The 16,314-nt window shown below is 65.9% G+C and carries 11 protein-coding genes; all 11 read right to left on the bottom strand.

The features are described 5' to 3' along the window. Positions 1 to 5: 5 nt before the first annotated feature. Positions 6 to 2,585, bottom strand: a complete 2,580-nt coding sequence (locus CEY11_RS12990) for a DUF2169 family type VI secretion system accessory protein (RefSeq protein WP_088603829.1) — start codon at positions 2,583 to 2,585, stop codon at positions 6 to 8. An 8-nt stretch (positions 2,586 to 2,593) separates the two neighbouring features. Next, the gene (locus tag CEY11_RS12985) at positions 2,594 to 5,122 is read right to left on the bottom strand and encodes a type VI secretion system Vgr family protein (protein ID WP_088603828.1); all 2,529 of its coding nucleotides are present in this window, start codon (positions 5,120 to 5,122) and stop codon (positions 2,594 to 2,596) included. A gap of 7 nt (positions 5,123 to 5,129) precedes the next feature. Beyond that, positions 5,130 to 7,985, bottom strand: coding sequence for a type VI secretion system ATPase TssH (gene tssH / locus CEY11_RS12980; RefSeq protein ID WP_088603827.1), 2,856 nt, complete (start codon positions 7,983 to 7,985; stop codon positions 5,130 to 5,132). Beyond that, the gene (gene tssG / locus CEY11_RS12975) at positions 7,982 to 9,019 is read right to left on the bottom strand and encodes a type VI secretion system baseplate subunit TssG (RefSeq protein ID WP_088603826.1); all 1,038 of its coding nucleotides are present in this window, start codon (positions 9,017 to 9,019) and stop codon (positions 7,982 to 7,984) included. Before tssG ends, tssH begins: the two co-directional genes overlap by 4 nt. Further along, a complete protein-coding gene (tssF, locus tag CEY11_RS12970; RefSeq protein WP_088603825.1) occupies positions 8,983 to 10,704 on the bottom strand; it encodes a type VI secretion system baseplate subunit TssF in 1,722 nt (573 codons plus the stop codon). The genes tssG and tssF overlap by 37 nt, the downstream gene beginning before the upstream one ends. Before the next feature lie 4 nt (positions 10,705 to 10,708). Further along, entirely contained in the window at positions 10,709 to 11,128 is a 420-nt protein-coding gene (gene tssE, locus CEY11_RS12965; protein ID WP_088603824.1) for a type VI secretion system baseplate subunit TssE, read from the bottom strand. A 108-nt stretch (positions 11,129 to 11,236) separates the two neighbouring features. Continuing rightward, a complete protein-coding gene (locus CEY11_RS12960; RefSeq protein ID WP_088603823.1) occupies positions 11,237 to 11,722 on the bottom strand; it encodes an Hcp family type VI secretion system effector in 486 nt (161 codons plus the stop codon). A gap of 68 nt (positions 11,723 to 11,790) precedes the next feature. Further along, a complete protein-coding gene (gene tssC, locus CEY11_RS12955) occupies positions 11,791 to 13,281 on the bottom strand; it encodes a type VI secretion system contractile sheath large subunit (protein WP_088603822.1) in 1,491 nt (496 codons plus the stop codon). Between the two features lie 6 nt (positions 13,282 to 13,287). After that, on the bottom strand, positions 13,288 to 13,800 hold the full coding sequence (gene tssB / locus CEY11_RS12950) for a type VI secretion system contractile sheath small subunit (protein WP_088603821.1): 513 nt from the start codon (positions 13,798 to 13,800) through the stop codon (positions 13,288 to 13,290). Positions 13,801 to 13,817: 17 nt separating this feature from the next. After that, positions 13,818 to 15,404: a type VI secretion system protein TssA gene (tssA, locus tag CEY11_RS12945; protein ID WP_233154864.1), complete on the bottom strand. Its 1,587-nt coding sequence runs from the start codon at positions 15,402 to 15,404 to the stop codon at positions 13,818 to 13,820. A gap of 463 nt (positions 15,405 to 15,867) precedes the next feature. After that, the gene (locus CEY11_RS12940) at positions 15,868 to 16,299 is read right to left on the bottom strand and encodes an EamA family transporter (protein ID WP_088603820.1); all 432 of its coding nucleotides are present in this window, start codon (positions 16,297 to 16,299) and stop codon (positions 15,868 to 15,870) included. Between the last annotated feature and the right edge of the window lie 15 nt (positions 16,300 to 16,314).

Raw genomic sequence — 16,314 nt, 5'->3', positions numbered from 1 at the left:
TGCTTTCATGCCCCGTGCTCCTCGATCAGGCGGCAGCGGGTCAGCAGCGCCTTGTCCAGTATGATGCCTTGCGCCGTGGCCGTGCGCGTCGAGGCGGCGTGCAGGTTGCTGCCGCTGAGATCCAGGTTTTCCAGTGTGGCGCGGTCGAAGCCGGCCTGCATCAGGTTGGCGCCGCGCCAGGTGGCGCCGGCGATGCGGCTGCCGGTGAAGCTGGCGCGCCGCGCCACCATGTGCCAGGCGTCGCTGCTGCTCAGGTCGCATTCCAGCACCAGGGCATGATCCAGGCGGGTTTCGCGCAGCGAGCACTGCTGCAGCCCGGTGTTCTGCAGGCTGGCGCGGCTCATGTCGGCGCCGTCGAAGTGCGCGCCCTGCAGCACGGTATCGTCCATGGTGCGCAGGTTCTGCAGACGGCCCTTGGTGAAGCTGGCGCCCGCCGCGCGGCAGGCGGACAGGCTGGCGCTGCCCAGCGAGGCCTGGTCGAAGCGTGCGGCCTCCAGGGTGCAGCGGTCGAAATAGGCCCAGTCCAGCACGGCCCCTGTGGCGTCGGCACGCGCCATGCGGCAGGCATCGAAGGCCGCCTGGGGAGCCTGCAGCCCGGTGAGATCAGCGCCCTCGAAGCCGCAGTCCTGCGCGCTGGTACCAGGCCACTGGCCGCCGGCCAGCGTGGCGCCGCTCAGATCGCATTTTTCCAGGCGCGCCTGCGCCGCCTGGGCGCCCGCCAGCCGTGCGCCGGCCATGCGGCAGCCCGTCAGTTGCGCCCGCGCCAGGCGGCTCTGTTCCAGATTGGCCGTGTCCAGCTCGCAGTTCTCGATTTGCGCATCGTTCAGCACGGCCCGGGCCAGCACGGTCTTGCGCAGGTCGCAATCGTGTATATAGGCCCCCGACAGGTCGATGCCGCTCAAGTCTAGCCCGCAAAGGGCCAGGCCGGCGAGTTCGACGCCGGCGGCGGACAGCTTCGCCTGATGGCGCGCCACCAGCTCCTCGCGCGTCAGCGCGGGCCGGACGCTTGTGCCGGGCGCCTGGCCGGCGGCGGCATCTATTGCCTTTGCCTTGGACTGCAAGGCTTCGACTTCCTGTTTCACCTTGTCCATGTCGGCCATGAGCGCCTTGAGCCGCTCGACGTGCACGGCCTTCTTGGCGGGGTCGATGGGCAGGGCCTGCAATATGGCCAGCGGGTCGATCTCTGGCTCGGCTTGCGGCTTGACCCTGGCGCGCATCGCGTTCAAATCGATGCCGGCGGGCGCCAGCTCTTTCTGCATCGAGGCTTCCATGGCCTTGAAGGCCGCATCGATTTTCTGGCGGATGGCGGCCGCGCTGGCGGGAGCGGCGGCGCTGGCGGCCGGTGCCGCCGCCGGCAGCGCCGCAAGCGGAGGGAAGGCGGCGCGCAGCCGGCTTTCCTGGCCCACGGCCTGCAGTGTCGGCGCGGCTTCATCCAGGATGGCTTTCTGTGCAGCGTTGAAGCTTGCAAGAATCTTGGCGCGCTGCGCATCGATGGCCTGGGCCTGGGCGGCCGCCCGGGCCGTGGCGGCGGCTTCGTCCGGTGCGGCGGCCGGCTCGGCCGGCCTGGCGGGCCGTTCCAGGCCGCGGCGCCAGGCCTCGGCGTAATAGGCGGCATCGCGCGGCGGATCGGCGAGGTGTTCGGTGAATATCGCCGCGCCGAGGACGTCGCTGGCATCTTCGAAGCGCACCGCCATTTCCGCCCGGTACAGCACCGCGACGCGCGACTGGTTGGGAAACAGCCAGACCGTGTCCAGATCCAGCGGCAGTTCGCGGCGGTTCTCGGGCTCGGACCAGGTGCGCACCAGCAGGCGCGGGCGCAACCCCGGCAGGTGGCCCGACTGCTCGGGGCGATCCGGGTGCATATTGGCGACGAACCAGGGCTCGTCGCCGCGCCAGTAGCTTTCCGTGCATTGATCCTGCGGTACGCAGTCGAACCAGCGCGGGTCGGTGTCGTCGGGCAGCCAGGGTGCGCGCCGGCCTTGCCAGGCGCCGTCGAAAGCGCCCAGCCAGCGGGTGCGTTCGGGGCTGTACTGCGGCAGCGGCCCCAGCGTCGCCACCGGCGGCACGTCGGTGGGCGACAGCATGGGCGCGTGCGGGTCTTCGACATTGGGCAGCGGCAAGCCTTCGGGCTTGGTGCCGTCGCCCAGATGCCCGCGCCCGTAGGGGTTGGATGCCCAGCCTCGCGCCCCGTAGGCGTGCTCCAAGTCTATGGGCATGGTGGCGAAAGGCTGCGCCGGCGTAGGCTGCCATCCCAGCGCGTTGCGGCTCCAGCGGCGCTCGCCCTGTACCAGCACTTGCTTTTGCAGCGGCCCGACCCGTACGCTGACCGTCAGACCCGCGACCGCCGCTCCGCCGGGCGCGCAGGCGCTGCCCGCCACCGCGTAGGTGCCGCGGAGGCGTTTCAGCCCCGTGTCGAAGGGCTCGTCGGGGAATTGCGGCAGCAGCCAGGCCAGCGCGTCTTGCTCGGCGACGAACGTTCCGTCCGCTTCGCAGACATAGCCGACGGTAAGCGTCAGCGAGGCCTGGCCCCCGCGGGACTGGTAGCCCTTGGTCAGCAGCACGTCGTCGGGTTTGAGTATGTGCATGGTGATGGTCAGGCGATATTTACGCGTTTGCCCTTTATATAGACCTGCGGGGCGTCGATGCTAATGTCTACTCGGGAAGTGATGTCGATCTCCACCGGGCTGTCAATCCACACGCCGTCGATTGCCGAAGCTTCGACTTTCGAGCGTCCGGATGAAAGCGTGGCACTGACATTGCCCGTGACTTTTGTGTCGGTTGTTGCTTTGACCGAAGTTTGGTCACCGGACAGCGTTGCCCGGCCCAGGGTCAGTTCCATATTGCTGGTGCCGCCTTGCAGCGAGACTTTGCTATCTGAGTCCACGCTGATGCTGCCGAGAGCTTTCGTTTTCGATGTCGTCAGCAACTCGCTCCGGTTGACGCAGGAGAGATCCCAGGACGTTCCCTCATATGTTGCCTTGCCGAACAGCATGGTGTGATCCTTGTAGGCAACTTCTTTGCTGTTTCCCAGCACCTTGATTTTGGTCGCCTCGAACTTGAAGCCGGCGGCGATATTGGAGGTGAAGGAAAGCGCCTCCGACAGGTCGACCTTCGCGCCGAAGAAATGCGAGAACTTGATTGCCTCTACGAATTCGAACTTCGCGCCCAGGAAGTGTTCCATGACCATGCCGCCGCTGGTGGCCAGGGACATTCCCGGCGGCATGCCCTGAACCCTGGAACTCAGAAAATTGTTCAGAAGGGATCCTCCGCCGGCGGCTAAGCGCAGGTGCCCGGGCACTTCGACCAGCATGCTGCCTTGGGCAACGATCTCGCCGCGTCCATCGGTCTTGAGTTCGAAACCGTTGTTCTCCTCCTTTTTCGTCGCGCCCAAGGTGAGGTACGAATTGGCGGTGGGCGAGTACAGGCGGATCGAAGGGTTGCTGGCGTCGAGTTGCGGAACATCCTTATTGAAAGGGAGGGTCGACTTGCTTTCCGGGTTCGCGGCGGGGGGGCGGAGGAGGTTGTCGCGCAGCGCCAGGACATTGCCGGACGGCGTCTGCAACAGATGCTCGGAGGCGTTTTTCGACGTGACGACGCTGGGGGCCTCGCTATTGGGCAGGGCGGCCACGATCACGGGGCGGTCGGGATCGCCGTTGATGAACGAGATCAGCACCTCGGTGCCTTCGCGCAACGGGAAATGCTGGCCGGCGGGCTTCAGCTTCAGGTCGGTGCTGGAAGCCCCGCCCGCATACGGTGTGGCCATGCGCAGCCACGCCGAGTTGTTGGTGCCCGTGTAGAGCTTGCGCGGGAAGCAGAATCGCACCTTGTAGCGCCCCAGCTCATCCATCTGGGCGTAGCGCATGGGCTTTTTTTCATCGCCGATGTCCACGAAACCGTTGACCATGCGCGCAATGCGTGGCACCGGCGTGACCCGTGGCGGCCGGTACTGCAGGGGGGTCTTCTTCTCGGCGGGATCCTGCCAGCGGGGCACGGCAACGAAGCGGCCGCGGTACGGAGGCTCGTCGCTTCTGGACGCGTGCCGCCGCGGGTTGTAGCCTTCGTGCTCGATCTGCACTACATAATAGTCGGAAGCCCTGGCCCCGCGCCGGTAGAGGTGGCTTGCGAGGAAATGCCCCGGCGCCAGGCCGGGCGTGCGGGCCTCGCCGTTCATGTGCAGGCTGTCGCATAGCTGTTCCTGCGCGCGCCAGGTCGCCAGCTTCTTGGCCGTGACCGTATCCTGGGGAGCCGCATTCGTGGCATCCACTATTTCGAAATGGTCTTCGTAGCTGTGCCAGGGCCCCACAGCGTCGGCCGGCATGGGCGAGTCTTCAGTATGGACGAGTTTCCGCGTGGTGTTGCCGTAGACTGGCGAGGCATGCAGGGTGACGCTCTTCGGGTGCGCACGGATCTGGCGATCCATGCGCACCAGCGCGATTTCACGGGCATCGGGATCGATTTCCCCCTTGGGGTAGTACACCGCCTCGATGATGTTTTGCGGTTGCTGGTCGACGTTGTCGGCAAAGACGATGGCCTCCTGATCCTGGTCTTGTTCGAACCAGAAATACACGCCGTAGTGCTCCAGCAGGCGCATCAGGAAGTCGAGGCAGCTCTCTTCAAATTGGCAGACGAATTCCTTTTTGGTTTTGGGCGGGACGATGGCCTTGATCCAGTAGTCGTAGGCGTTGTTGGGGGAATATTCCTTGGCCAGGCCGGCCTCGTTGATGATCTGCTTGATGATCTCGCTCAGGGTTTTGCCCACGTAGACGTCGGACCATTGCCAGTAGCGCAACCGTGCCAGGCGCGGCTCCAGCACGAATGTGTAGTAGTCGTGCACTTCGCCGCTGCCCGCCTGGGCGGCTTCGGTAATCACGCCATGCCAGCACATGTCCTGGCCGTCGGGCTTCCTGGTGCGCAGCGTGGCGGCCTGATCCAGCAGTAATTCGATCGGCAGCTCGGGGTGCTGGGGATCCAGCTCGTCATGCGGAACCGCCAGCGTGATTTCGAAGCGGTACGGCTGCGAGACGGCCTCGCGCCCGCGCCAGTGCGTGACCGTCGTGGTGTGCTTGCGTGTAAGCAGTTTCTGCAGGGCGTCGCAGTCGAAGCGGGTATTGTGTTCTGCCATGGCTCGATTACCCCTCTGTCAAGCTGATGCGCCAGTCGTCGGCGTCGCCCGGGGCGACCTGCAGGGCGGTTACGTTGCGGCCGTCGGCCATGGCGCCCAGCACCGCGTCGGACAGGCGCGGCGTCAGGCTCTTGCGCAGAATGAAGTCGATGTTGCGCGCACCGCTGTCCACCTCGGTGCAGCGCGCCGCAATGGTGTCGGCCACGGCCGGGTCGAATTCCAGGGCAATGCGGTTGGCCGCGGCCAGGCGCTGGGTGAGGCGATCCAGTTTCAGGCGTACGATGCCGGCCAGCTCGGACGGCGGCAGCGTGTAATAAGGCACCACGTTCATGCGCGCCAGCAGCGCCGGCTTGAAGTGCTTGGCCAGCACCGGGTGTATGGCTTGCACCAGCGCGTCGGGCTCGGGGCGCCCGTCGCGCGCCAGCCGGGTGATCTCGTCGGTGGCCAGGTTGCTGGTCAGGAACACGACGGTATTGCTGAAATCGATGACACGGCCTTCGCCGTCGGCCAGCGTGCCCTTGTCGAATACCTGGTAGAAGATGTTGACCACGTCGAGGTGGGCCTTCTCGACCTCGTCGAGCAGCACCACGCTGTATGGGCGCTTGCGCACCGCCTCGGTCAGCACGCCGCCCTCGCCATAGCCCACATAGCCCGGAGGCGAGCCCACCAGGCGGCTGACGGTGTGTTTTTCCTGGAATTCGCTCATGTTGATGGCCACCAGCGCCTGGTCGCCGCCGAACAGCTGGTCGGCCACGGCCAGTGCGGTTTCCGTCTTACCCACGCCGGACGGGCCCACCAGCAGGAATACGCCCATGGGCTGCTGCGGGTCGCGCAAGCCCGACTGCGCCGCCTTGAGTGTGGCGGCGATCTGCTCGACGGCGTGATCCTGGCCGCGGATGCGTTCCTTGATGTGCGTGGCCAGCGACAGAATGCCGCCCACGGCGTCGCGCTGCATCTTGCCCAGCGGCACGCCGGTCCAGTCGGAAACCACCTTGGCCACGGCATCGGGGTCGGTTTCTATGAACACCGTGGGGTTGTCGCCCTGCAGCGCGGCCAGCTCGCGCCTGGCGGCGTCGAGTTCTTCGCGCACCTGGGCGATCTGCGCGGCCGGGTCGGCATCCGTGGCGCCTTGGGCAGGCTCGGCGGCAGCGGCTGTGGCATCGGAGCCGCCGCTGGCGGATGTCGCGGTGTCAGGAGGGGGCGCTGCGGGCGGTGCATCCGGGGTTTCGGCAGCGGCGGCAGCAGAGGCGGGCGCTGCGGCCGGATCTGCCCCGGAGCTGCCGGGTTCGGCCGGGCCCTCGCCCGCATCCACCTGGCCTGCCTGGACGGCCTCGAGTTCGCCGAGGCGGCGGCGCAGCGCCAGCACGTGTTCGGCCGCTGCCTTCTCGGTCGCCCAGTGTGCTTCCAGTTCCTGGCGCTGCGCATCGGTGGAAGCATAGTCGCTGGCCAGTTCCGCCAGGCGTTCGCTGTGGTCGCCGCCGTAGCGCGTGTCGCGCTCGAGTGCGCTGCGCTCGCGATCCAGGCCCGCCAGATGGCGCTCCAGCCGCTCGAGTTCGGCGGGCTTGATGCCCAGGCCGATGCGCACCCGGGCGGCGGCGGTGTCGAGCAGGTCGACCGCCTTGTCGGGCAGCAGACGGCCGGTGATGTAGCGATCCGACAGCTCGGCCGCAGCAACGATGGCGTCGTCGCGCACGGTGACGCCGTGGGCGGTTTCGTAGATGTCCTTCAGGCCGCGCAGGATCTGCACCGTGGTCGCCACGTCGGGCTCATCGAGTTTGACCAGCTGGAAGCGGCGCGCCAGCGCCGGGTCTTTCTCGAAGTATTTCTTGTATTCCGCCCAGGTGGTCGCCGCCACCGTGCGCAGCTCGCCGCGCGCCAGGGCCGGCTTGAGCAGGTTGGCGGCGTCCGAGCCGCCCGACTGGCCGCCCGCGCCGATCAGCATGTGGGCTTCGTCGATGAACAGAATGATGGGCTTGACCGAGCCCTTGATCTCGTCGATGACGCCGCGCAGCCGGTTCTCGAATTCACCCTTGACGCTGGCGCCCGCTTCCAGCAGGCCCAGATCCAGGCCCAGCAGACGGGTGTCGCGCAGGAAGTCGGGCACGTCGCCGTTGACGATGCGCAGCGCCAGCCCCTCGACCACCGCCGTCTTGCCGACGCCCGGCTCGCCGACGCAGATGGGGTTGTTCTTGCGGCGCCGCGCCAGGATGTCGATCATCTGGCGGATTTCGGCATCGCGCCCGAACACCGGGTCGATTTTCCCCGCTTGCGCCTTGGCGGTGAAGTCTTCGCAGAAGCGCGAGATGGCCGCCTCGCCCGCGCCGGGCTTGCCGGCCGGCGCGCCGCCAGGGGCCGTGGCGGCGCCAGACGCCAGGCGAGTCGCGGCTTCGGAAGATCCGTCGACGATCTGGTCGAATTCGGCCGCCAGCGTTTCGCGCGAAATGGCGCGCAGGGTTTCGGCGTAGCGCGTGCCGGCGCCGTAGTAGCTCAGCCGCGCGACCAGGGCCAGCATCATGGCGCCGGTGCGGATGCGCGCCTCGCCCAGGGTGATCGAGGCCAGCAGCCAGGATTCCTGCACCCATTCGGTCAGCAGCCCGGAGAACACCGGCCGGCCCGGGTTGCCGTTTTTCAGGTTGCCCAATGTGTCGTCGAGCTGGGCGGCCAGGCGCAGCGGATCGATCTCGAAGCGCGCCAGGATCTTGTGCACGTCGCAGCCGGTGTCTTCGAGCATGCGATGCAGCATGTGTTCGATGCTGATTTCATAGTGGCTGCGTGCCAGCGTCAGGCCCGCCGCGCCTTCCAGCGCGGCGGTGCAGGCCGGGTTCAGGCGGCCGAAGAGCGGCTTCAGTTCTACCAGCATCATTGCGGTGCTCCTTCGTGGAATCTTGACGTATGCGTGTCTATGGGCAGAAAGATCTCGTCGTAGCGAGGCCACTGGTGCGCGGCGTCGTCGGGCAGCCAGGTGTCCCAGCCCAGGTGCCTGCCGGTTACGCCCAGGCCCAGGCGGGTGCCGCCGCGCAGCTCGGGCGATATGTGCAGGCCCAGGCGGCAGCGCAGCGGCGTGCGCAGGTACAGGGCGATGCAGCGCGCCAGGCGTTCGTGCAGCGGCGAGCTGGGCAGCAGGGCGCGGAACTGCTCCAGCGACAGGGGCCGGATGTGCAGCGTCAGGCTGCCGGCCCGCTCGGCCACTTGCTGGCCCAGCAGCGCGTCTTCGCCCAGGCGGCAGGCCTGCTCGCCGAGCAGGCAGCGGGCTTCCCGGGGGATGGAAACGAGCTCGGCGGTGCAGGGCTCGACATCGACCGGAGCGCCGTCCAGCAGGCCCGAAACCAGGCCCTGCAGGCCCAGCGCCGAGCGCGGAAATTGATTGAAGTTGCCCGCATGGGCCAGCAGGGTGCGCGCGTCGTCCCCGTGTGTCTGCAGGCAGCCCGACAGCCCCACCAGGGCCAGCAGCTGATCCAGCCGGCCGGTGTCGTGGCGCTCGCCGATGGCCAGCCACAGGCGGTTTTTTTCCCAGGCGCGAAACAGCAGCGGATATAGGCTGGCGTGCAGGATGTCGAGAAAGTCGCGCATCGCCGACTCGCCCTGCAGCTGTTCTTCGATCAGGTCTTCGGTGTAGAACGTGGGTAGCGGCGAGGTGACGCCGTACAGGCCGAAGAAATTGGCCGTGATGCGGAAGTGCCCGCTTGTGTCGGCCGAGATGGACTCGATGTCGTTTTCGGGGAATGACAGGGTCAGCGCGGGCCGCACGCGCACCTTGTGCCGCAGTTCGCCGTGGGGCGTATGCAGGCGGATCAGGCGCAGCGCCTGGAAAAAGGCGTAGCGTGCGCTGTCCTTGAGCAGCGTGTCGGTGCTTGCACCGCCTACAACAGGCGAGCCCGGCCGATCTTCGCGGGCCATGTCAGGGTTTCTCCGTTGATGGTGTCTACCAGCGTCAGGGCGCTGAAGGTGTTGATCGCCGTGGTTCCGGCGAGGAATTCGTCGATGACCGTACCGAACAGGAACAGGCTGCCCGGCCCCGGGAAATGGTCGCCCAGGCACTCGATGCGCACCTCGTTGCCTTCGACCGGCATGCCGCGCACGATGCGCCGCGTGGTCTGAACCTGGACGTCTTTGATGGCGTCGATGCTGCGCTGAGCCGCGGCGTGGCGGTAGGCGTCCGACTGCCGCGAAGGCACGTACAGCGCCATCAGGTCGCGCAGCCGGCCTTCTTTGGCCAGCGCCAGGTGGTTGGCGTTGAGGTGCGACAGCACGCGCCACAGCAAGGCGTTGTCGACCACCGGCGGGCAGTGCGCCGTGACGCTCTGGATATTGCGGAAAGCCATGCGCGGCGGCGAATTGTCGGTAGGCTCGCTGATGTCGCCCAGGCGCAGGCTTTCCGGAAGGTTGCGGTGCGTGCAGGTGACGCGCACGGACAAGGTCATTTCGGGCGGCGTGGTCTTGCTGGCGTACGGCAGGCTCAGGTAGTGGTCGTAGCTGTTGGTCAGCGCCGACGGGTGGATGCGCAGGTTGTACGAGAGGTCGTCGCCCTGGGTGAAGGCGGAAAACGGCAGGCAGTCGCGATCGCTGCCGTCGGGCAGGCGCGCGCGCACCTTGTCCACCGAGAAAATGCCGGTGAAGCCGTCGCTGCGGTCGCTGGGGTGGATGCGGTATTCGGGCTGGCGATGGTCGACGCGGATCGGGTGCGCGTCTTGAGTGAAAAGATTGACCGCCGGCGTGGCATTGAGCACGAAGCTCGAACCGCCCAGCGCCGGAGCCCAGTCGGGCACGCTGTTGAAGATGAACTGCACCGAGAACGTGTTGAGATTTCCGCGGTTGGCCCAGCGCGACAGCCCGGCAATGTCCAGGAACAGCATTTTTTCCGGCATGGCGAAGTATTCGTAGAACACACGCCAGGCGGGGTGCGAGCCCTGCGGCCAGGGCAACAGTTCGAGGTCGGGGCGCAGCCCGGCCGGCTCGACCGCCGAGGGCGGCAGCACGGTGATGGGGCCGCCGGCGGAACCGACGCGTATTTCGCGCACATGGCGCAGCAGCAGCAGGAACAGGCGCGCGGCGTCGGCCTGGCCGTCGCCCAGGAACAGCCGCAGCCGATCGCCTTGCCAGTCTTCGGGGGCTACGCCCTGGAAGCGGAATTGCAGGCGCAGCGTACGCGCCGTGCCGCTGCCGCCTTCCCAGCTGGCCGACAGCAGCTCCAGCGGTTCGACCGTCACCGGAAAGGACGCGCGGAACAGCGTGGTGCGTCCGTCTACGGGCACGGAAGCGAATTCCACGCCCGCGGGAATGTGTACCGGGCCTTCCATCGCGGTGCGCGGCTCGTATTGCATGATGGTCATGCACGGCAGCGGGCGCAGGGCGTGGGGAAACAGCAGTTGCGCCAGCGCCTGGATGAATTCGGGGAAGTCGTCGTCGAGGCGGTGGCGCATCAGGCCGGTCAGGAAGGCCACGCCCTCCAGCAGCCGTTCGACGTCGGGGTCGCTGGCGGTATTGGCGCCCAGCAGCGGGGCAAGCGTCGGGTTGAGCGCCGCGAATTCGGTGGCCAGGCCGCGCAGATGGCCGAGTTCCTGTTCGTAGTAGCGGTTCAGCACGGTGTCATGGCCTCCGCAGGGAAACTTGGCCGTTGGGCAGCACGTGCGTGGCCAGCCGTATGGGAATGTCCATGTTGTCGATCTCGACCAGGCCGCTGAGCGAGAAGGCCAGCGTCAATACGCCTTCGTGGGTTTCGGTGACTTCCACCAGGGGATTCTTCAGGCGGGGTTCGTAGCGTTGAACCATGCGGGTGATGTCGTCGACGATCTCGCGGGTGGTGCCGGAACTGAACGATCCGGCCAGGTTGGTGAAATCGGGTACGCCGAAATCGAGATCGATGGGTACGCTGCCCTGGCGCGTGTTGAGGATGCGCCGCAGGTGCTCGATGATGGAGTCGATCAGGATTTCCGCCCGCGTCATGTGCGAGCGCCCCCCGCCGGCGCTGAAGCTGGCGATGCGTTCCAGGAGGCGTTGCTCTTGCACGAGTCGGGTGCCGATGGGCGGGCGAGCCGCGGCCGGCTAGTGTCCTGTTCGGTTGGCTTATGGGGCGGGCAAACGGGCACTAGACGCCGGACGGCGGCTCTGGCCGCATTACTTGGGCGCAAGCCACGAGTCTTCGGCTTCGATGCCGTCAGGCACCCAAGTCCATACGATTTTCTCGTAGGTCAGGCCCACGTCTTCCATGTGGCCCAACTGCTTGTTCTCGGGCAGCAGGCAGTTGGGCACCCAGAGCCGGTTGGAGACGAAGACTGCGTTCTTGAGCTCTATGGTGTAGTACTTTTCTTCAGTGCCTTTCGGGCTGATGCGGTAGAACTCGAGCAGCACGTCCGTCATTTGCTCGCCCGAGCACAGCGCCTGGTAGATTTTCGGCGATGATTTGTCGACCTCTTTGGTAAGCGTGATGCCCAAGTGCTGGCGCTTGCCGGTGGGCAGGCCGGTTTGCGGGCTCTTGGGCAGTTCGATGCGATGCTCGATGGCCTGAACCAGAATCTTTCCTTGATGCCCCGACACCTGGCACGAGCCTTCGATTTTTCCTTGGTTGGCACCGGTGAGGGTGAGATAGCACGGCATTGCCATTTTTATTGCTCCTTGCAGTCGAGTTGCGGAATATGCTCAGGCGATGACCTGCCTGAAGGGGTGGGAAATCAGCCTTTGTCGAGTTTGCCGACCAGGGACAGCGTGAACGACGCACCCATGTACTTGAAGTGGGGGCGCACCTTCATGCCGACCCGGTACCAGCCGGGATCGCCTTCGACGTCGGACACCGTGATCTCGGCCTGGCGCAGCGGCCGGCGGCTGCGCACGCCGGAGGACGGATTGTCCATGTCGGCCACGTATTGGCGGATCCAGTTGTTGAGCTCGGTTTCGAGGTCGGTGCGTTCCTTCCAGGTGCCGATGTTCTCGCGCTGGATGACCTTGATGTAATGCGCCAGCCGGCTGACGACGAAGATGTAGGGAAGCTGCGTGCCCAGCTTGTAGTTGAGCTCGGCTTCCTTGCCTTCTTTGCTGTTGCCGTAGAACTTGGGCTTCTGGCACGAATTGGCCGAGAAGAACGCCGCGTTGTCGGTGTTCTTGCGCATGGTCAGGGCGATGAAGCCCTGTTCGGCCAGCTCGTATTCGCGCCGCTCGGAGATCAGCACCTCGGTCGGGATCTTGACCTGGGTCTCGCCCATGGCCTGATAGTTGTAGACGGGCAGGTCGCCGACCGTGCCGCCGCCCTGCGGGCCGATGATATTGGCGCACCAGCGGTACTGCGCGAAGCTGTCCGCCAGGCGGCTGGCGAAGGCCAGCGAGGCATTGCCCCACAGGAAGTTCTGGTTGCCTTCGGAGACGTCTTCGTTGTAGCGGAATTTCTTGGTGGGCACCGTGTCTTCGCCGTACGGCACGCGCAGCAGGAAGTGCGGCAGGGTCAGGCCCACGAAGCGCGAGTCTTCGTTTTGCCGGAAGGCATTCCATTTAATGAACTGCGGGCCTTCGAATACCGCCGCCAGGTCTTTCAGGTTGGGCAGCCCGGAATAGGATTCCAGCCCGAAGAACTGCGGCCCGGCCGAGGCGATGAAGGGCGTGTGCGACATGGCCGCCACGCTGGCGATGGACTGCAGCAGCTTGATGTCCTGGCCGCCGGGGCCGAAGTCGTAGTTGCCTATCATGGTGCCGAAAGGCTGGCCGCCGAACTGGCCGTATTCGGCGGTATATACCGCCTTGTACAGGCCCGAGCGCGTGATGTCCGGCGCGTCTTCGAAGTCGGCCAGCAAGTCGGCCTTGGAGACGTTGAGGATCTCGATCTTGTTGTTCTCGCGGAAGTCGGTGCGGTCGACGAGGAACTTCAGGGAGCGCCACGCCGATTCCAATTTCTGGAAGTCGGGCTGGTGCATGATGGCGTCGACCTGCCGGCACAGCTTGCGGTCGAGCCCGGCGATCATGTCGTCGATCAGGCTCTGGCTGACCTTTTCTTCGGCGCGGCTGGGTTCCAGCAATTCAGCGACGAAGGCTTCCAGGCCCTGGCGGGTCATGGAATAGGCTTCGTCGCCGCGCTTGACGTGCGTGGTTTCGATCAGCTGGTCGATCAGCGATGCGCCGGCCTGTTCGGCCGGGGCGCCTTCCGAGGCCTGGGTTGAGGGGGATTCCTGGCTCATGAGGTGTTACTCCTTCGGCGTGTTGTCCGGTGCTTCCTGGGTGCCGAGTTCGGCCAGCAGCCGCTCGCGCGCCCCTTCGTCGCGTATCAGTTCCTGCAACTTCTTGCGAAACGCGGGCAGGTTGCCCAGCGGCCCCTTCAGGGCTTTCAGCGCGTCGCGCAGTTCGATCAATTGCTTGAGTTCGGGCACCTGCTCGACGATGGCGTCGGGTTCGAAGTCGCGGATGTTCTTGAATTCCAGCTTGACCGCCATGGACTCGTCGGTTTCGCCTTCGGCCAGGCGGTTGGGAACCGCCATGGTCAGATCCAGGCCCTGCCCCTTGAGCACGTCGTTGAAGTTGTCCTTGTCGACCTGTATGGGCTTGCGCTCGTCGACCGGCACGCTGGATTCCTTGAGCGTGAAATCGCCCAGTACCAGTTGTTTGAGGGGAAGTTCTACGTCTTCCTTGGCGTCTCCTGTGGACGGCCGGTAGACGATGTTCACGCGTTCCTTCGGGGCAACAGATCCATCGTTAGCCATGTTGTGTTCTCCTTGGTTTAGGAAGTCGGGGAGGTCTGCGACAACCGCCATGCGGCGTGGCAGTCCAGACCGGCCAGGCGCGCCAGCATCGGCGCGGATGTCTCGCCGGGATCGGTGCCGTAGCGCTGTTCGACGGCCGCCGCCAGTTCCAGGGCCTGCCGGGCCAGGCCCGGTTCCCACAGAGACAGGCGGTAGACGTCGAGTTCTTGGATCAGAGGCGCGAGCAGGGTGCGTACCGCGCCGCTGGTGTCGTAGCTGTAAAGCAGGCTGCATTGGGCCAGCTTGAGGCGGAAGGCATCGCGTGCGCTGGCGGTTTGCCCGGTCGCGGCCTGCAGGGAAGCCAGTGCGGCGTCGAGCTGGCCCGCCGCCGCCGCGGCATTGGCCGTGCCCGCCAGCGTGTCGATGGGGTCGGCGCCGCCCTGGCTGCCCGGCCCCGCGGACGCGGCCAGGGAATCCAGCCAGGCGCGGGTCTCGGCGTCGGCGAAGGGGCGGCCGTCGTTGAATGTGAGCGTCGCCAGCTGCGGCAGGCGGGCAAGGAAGCTCGCGGTCTCGAAGGCCACGACCGCCGCCGCGTCTTGCGCGCCCATGCGTGTCAGTGCGGCATGGCAGATGCGGTTCAGATCCAGCCAGTAGCGTTGGCCGATCAGGCGGGCTTCGACGAAATGCACGATGGCCTGCGGTTCCGTGCCTTGCATGACCTGGGCCAGGCCCGTGACCAGCTGGTCGGGCGGCGCCGGCAGCAGCGTGGCGATGCCGGTGGCAGGAGGGGCGGCGCTGATCGAGGCCCAGGCGCAGATGCGGTTCAGGCGGAACAGCAGAGGCAGGGCCGGGTTTTGTTCCAGGCACCAGTCGATGAGCGGCTGCATGCCGGTGAGCGCGGCGTCTATCGCGTCTGTGGGATCGGCGCCCGAGGCCGGCGCGACGGTGGCCGCCAGTGGCGCCGGTGCCGTGGCGGTTTGTGCAGGCGGTGCAGCGGCTGGCGTGGCGCTTGCGGCGCCGGCCTGAGGCGCGGCCTCTGCGGCAGTCGCCGGCGGGGCGGGCGTGGGTTCTGCTGTGGCAAGCACCGGCAAGGACGCGAGCAGCCGGCGCAAGCCGAAGATGGCGGGCGGATCGGTGTCTTTGGACTGCCAGAATTCATCCAGCGCGTCCCAGTCGGTCAGCAGCGCGCCGTGCGTCTCGGGCGGCACGGCGTCGAATTCGCCTTGCAGGCGCTCATTCAGCTGATCGAGCAGCCACTGGATCTGGTTGCGGCGGCCGCGCAGGCGCGCCGGGGGCGGGAACATGGTGTCCCAGTAGGTGTGTATCAGGTCGTTCAGTATGTGGACGCCGGCCGCGAGCCCGGTCGTACCCTGCAGATGCAGGCCGGCCAGCGTTAGCCATACGGCAGCCGTGAGATCTTTGCCTTCCCGTCCCAGGATTTGCTGCGACGACGCTGCAACAATTCCCCAGTCGACGCCACCTTGGGCATGAATGTCCGTGAGGCGGTCGATCTGGGACTGGGCGGCAGCGTACGTGTCGTTTTCGCGCGGGTCTTCCCCTGCGGGGGATGCCTCGCTGATGGGCTGCGTGCCCAGGTCGGGATCGAGTTGAAGATCTGTCGACAATCTGCCTGTCCCCCCTCCAGGATTAGAGTTATTGGCGGTAAATGGATCTCGGCTTGGGAAGTATCTGGGGAATGTTACTTTCCTTTTATTGTATTTTCGATACTTTTCAAGCTATTGTAGATGAAACAATATGTTATGCCAGTTTTGATAGAATTTGCATGAAAACCCTACAGACTTATTATCCATAAGTGCATGTAAGTGCAAGCAGGGGCGGCGAGCCGCCTGCCGGGCGGTTTTTGGGCCGGGCCGCGTGCAGCCACGAAAAGGACGATCCGCCTGCGCAGGCGGGGTTGCGCCGGCAACTGGGTTTCACGACGATACAAAATGCGTCGAATCTGTGCCTGGCCGGGGGTGCTGGGGATTTTCAGTCTGCCACACTACATACATCTGGTTGCAATATGGCGGGCGGCGCTGGGTGCTTGTTCTGGGACGCCGTGGCGGGCCTGCGCGCAGGCCGTGTCGTTCAGAACGCGATGATGACGATCGAGCCGGCCACTATCAGCAGCCCGCCCAGCGCTAGCGGCCAGCTCAGTTGTTCTCCCAGGAACAGCAGCCCCAGGACGATGGCAATGGCCACGCTGAGCTTGTCCACGGGTGCCACCTTCGACACCGGCCCCAGTTGCAGCGCCCGGTAATAGCACAGCCAGGACAAGCCCGTGGCGATGCCGGACAGGATCAGGAACAGCCAGCTCGATGCCGCGATGCCGGAAGGTTTTTGCCATTCGTGGCGCAGCGACAGTATGCCCGCGATGACGGCCAGAATGACCAGGGTGCGGATGAAGGTGGCCAGGTTCGAGTTCAGCCCCATGACCCCCAGTTTGCCGAATACGGCGGTCAGGGCGGCGAATAACGCGGAACCCAGCGCGTACACCACCCAGCTCGAAGAGAAATTCATACGGCCTCCCGATTC

The sequence above is a fragment of the Candidimonas nitroreducens genome (assembly GCF_002209565.1).
GTDB lineage: Bacteria > Pseudomonadota > Gammaproteobacteria > Burkholderiales > Burkholderiaceae_B > Candidimonas > Candidimonas nitroreducens.
This window is presented reverse-complemented; position numbering and strand designations above follow the sequence as displayed.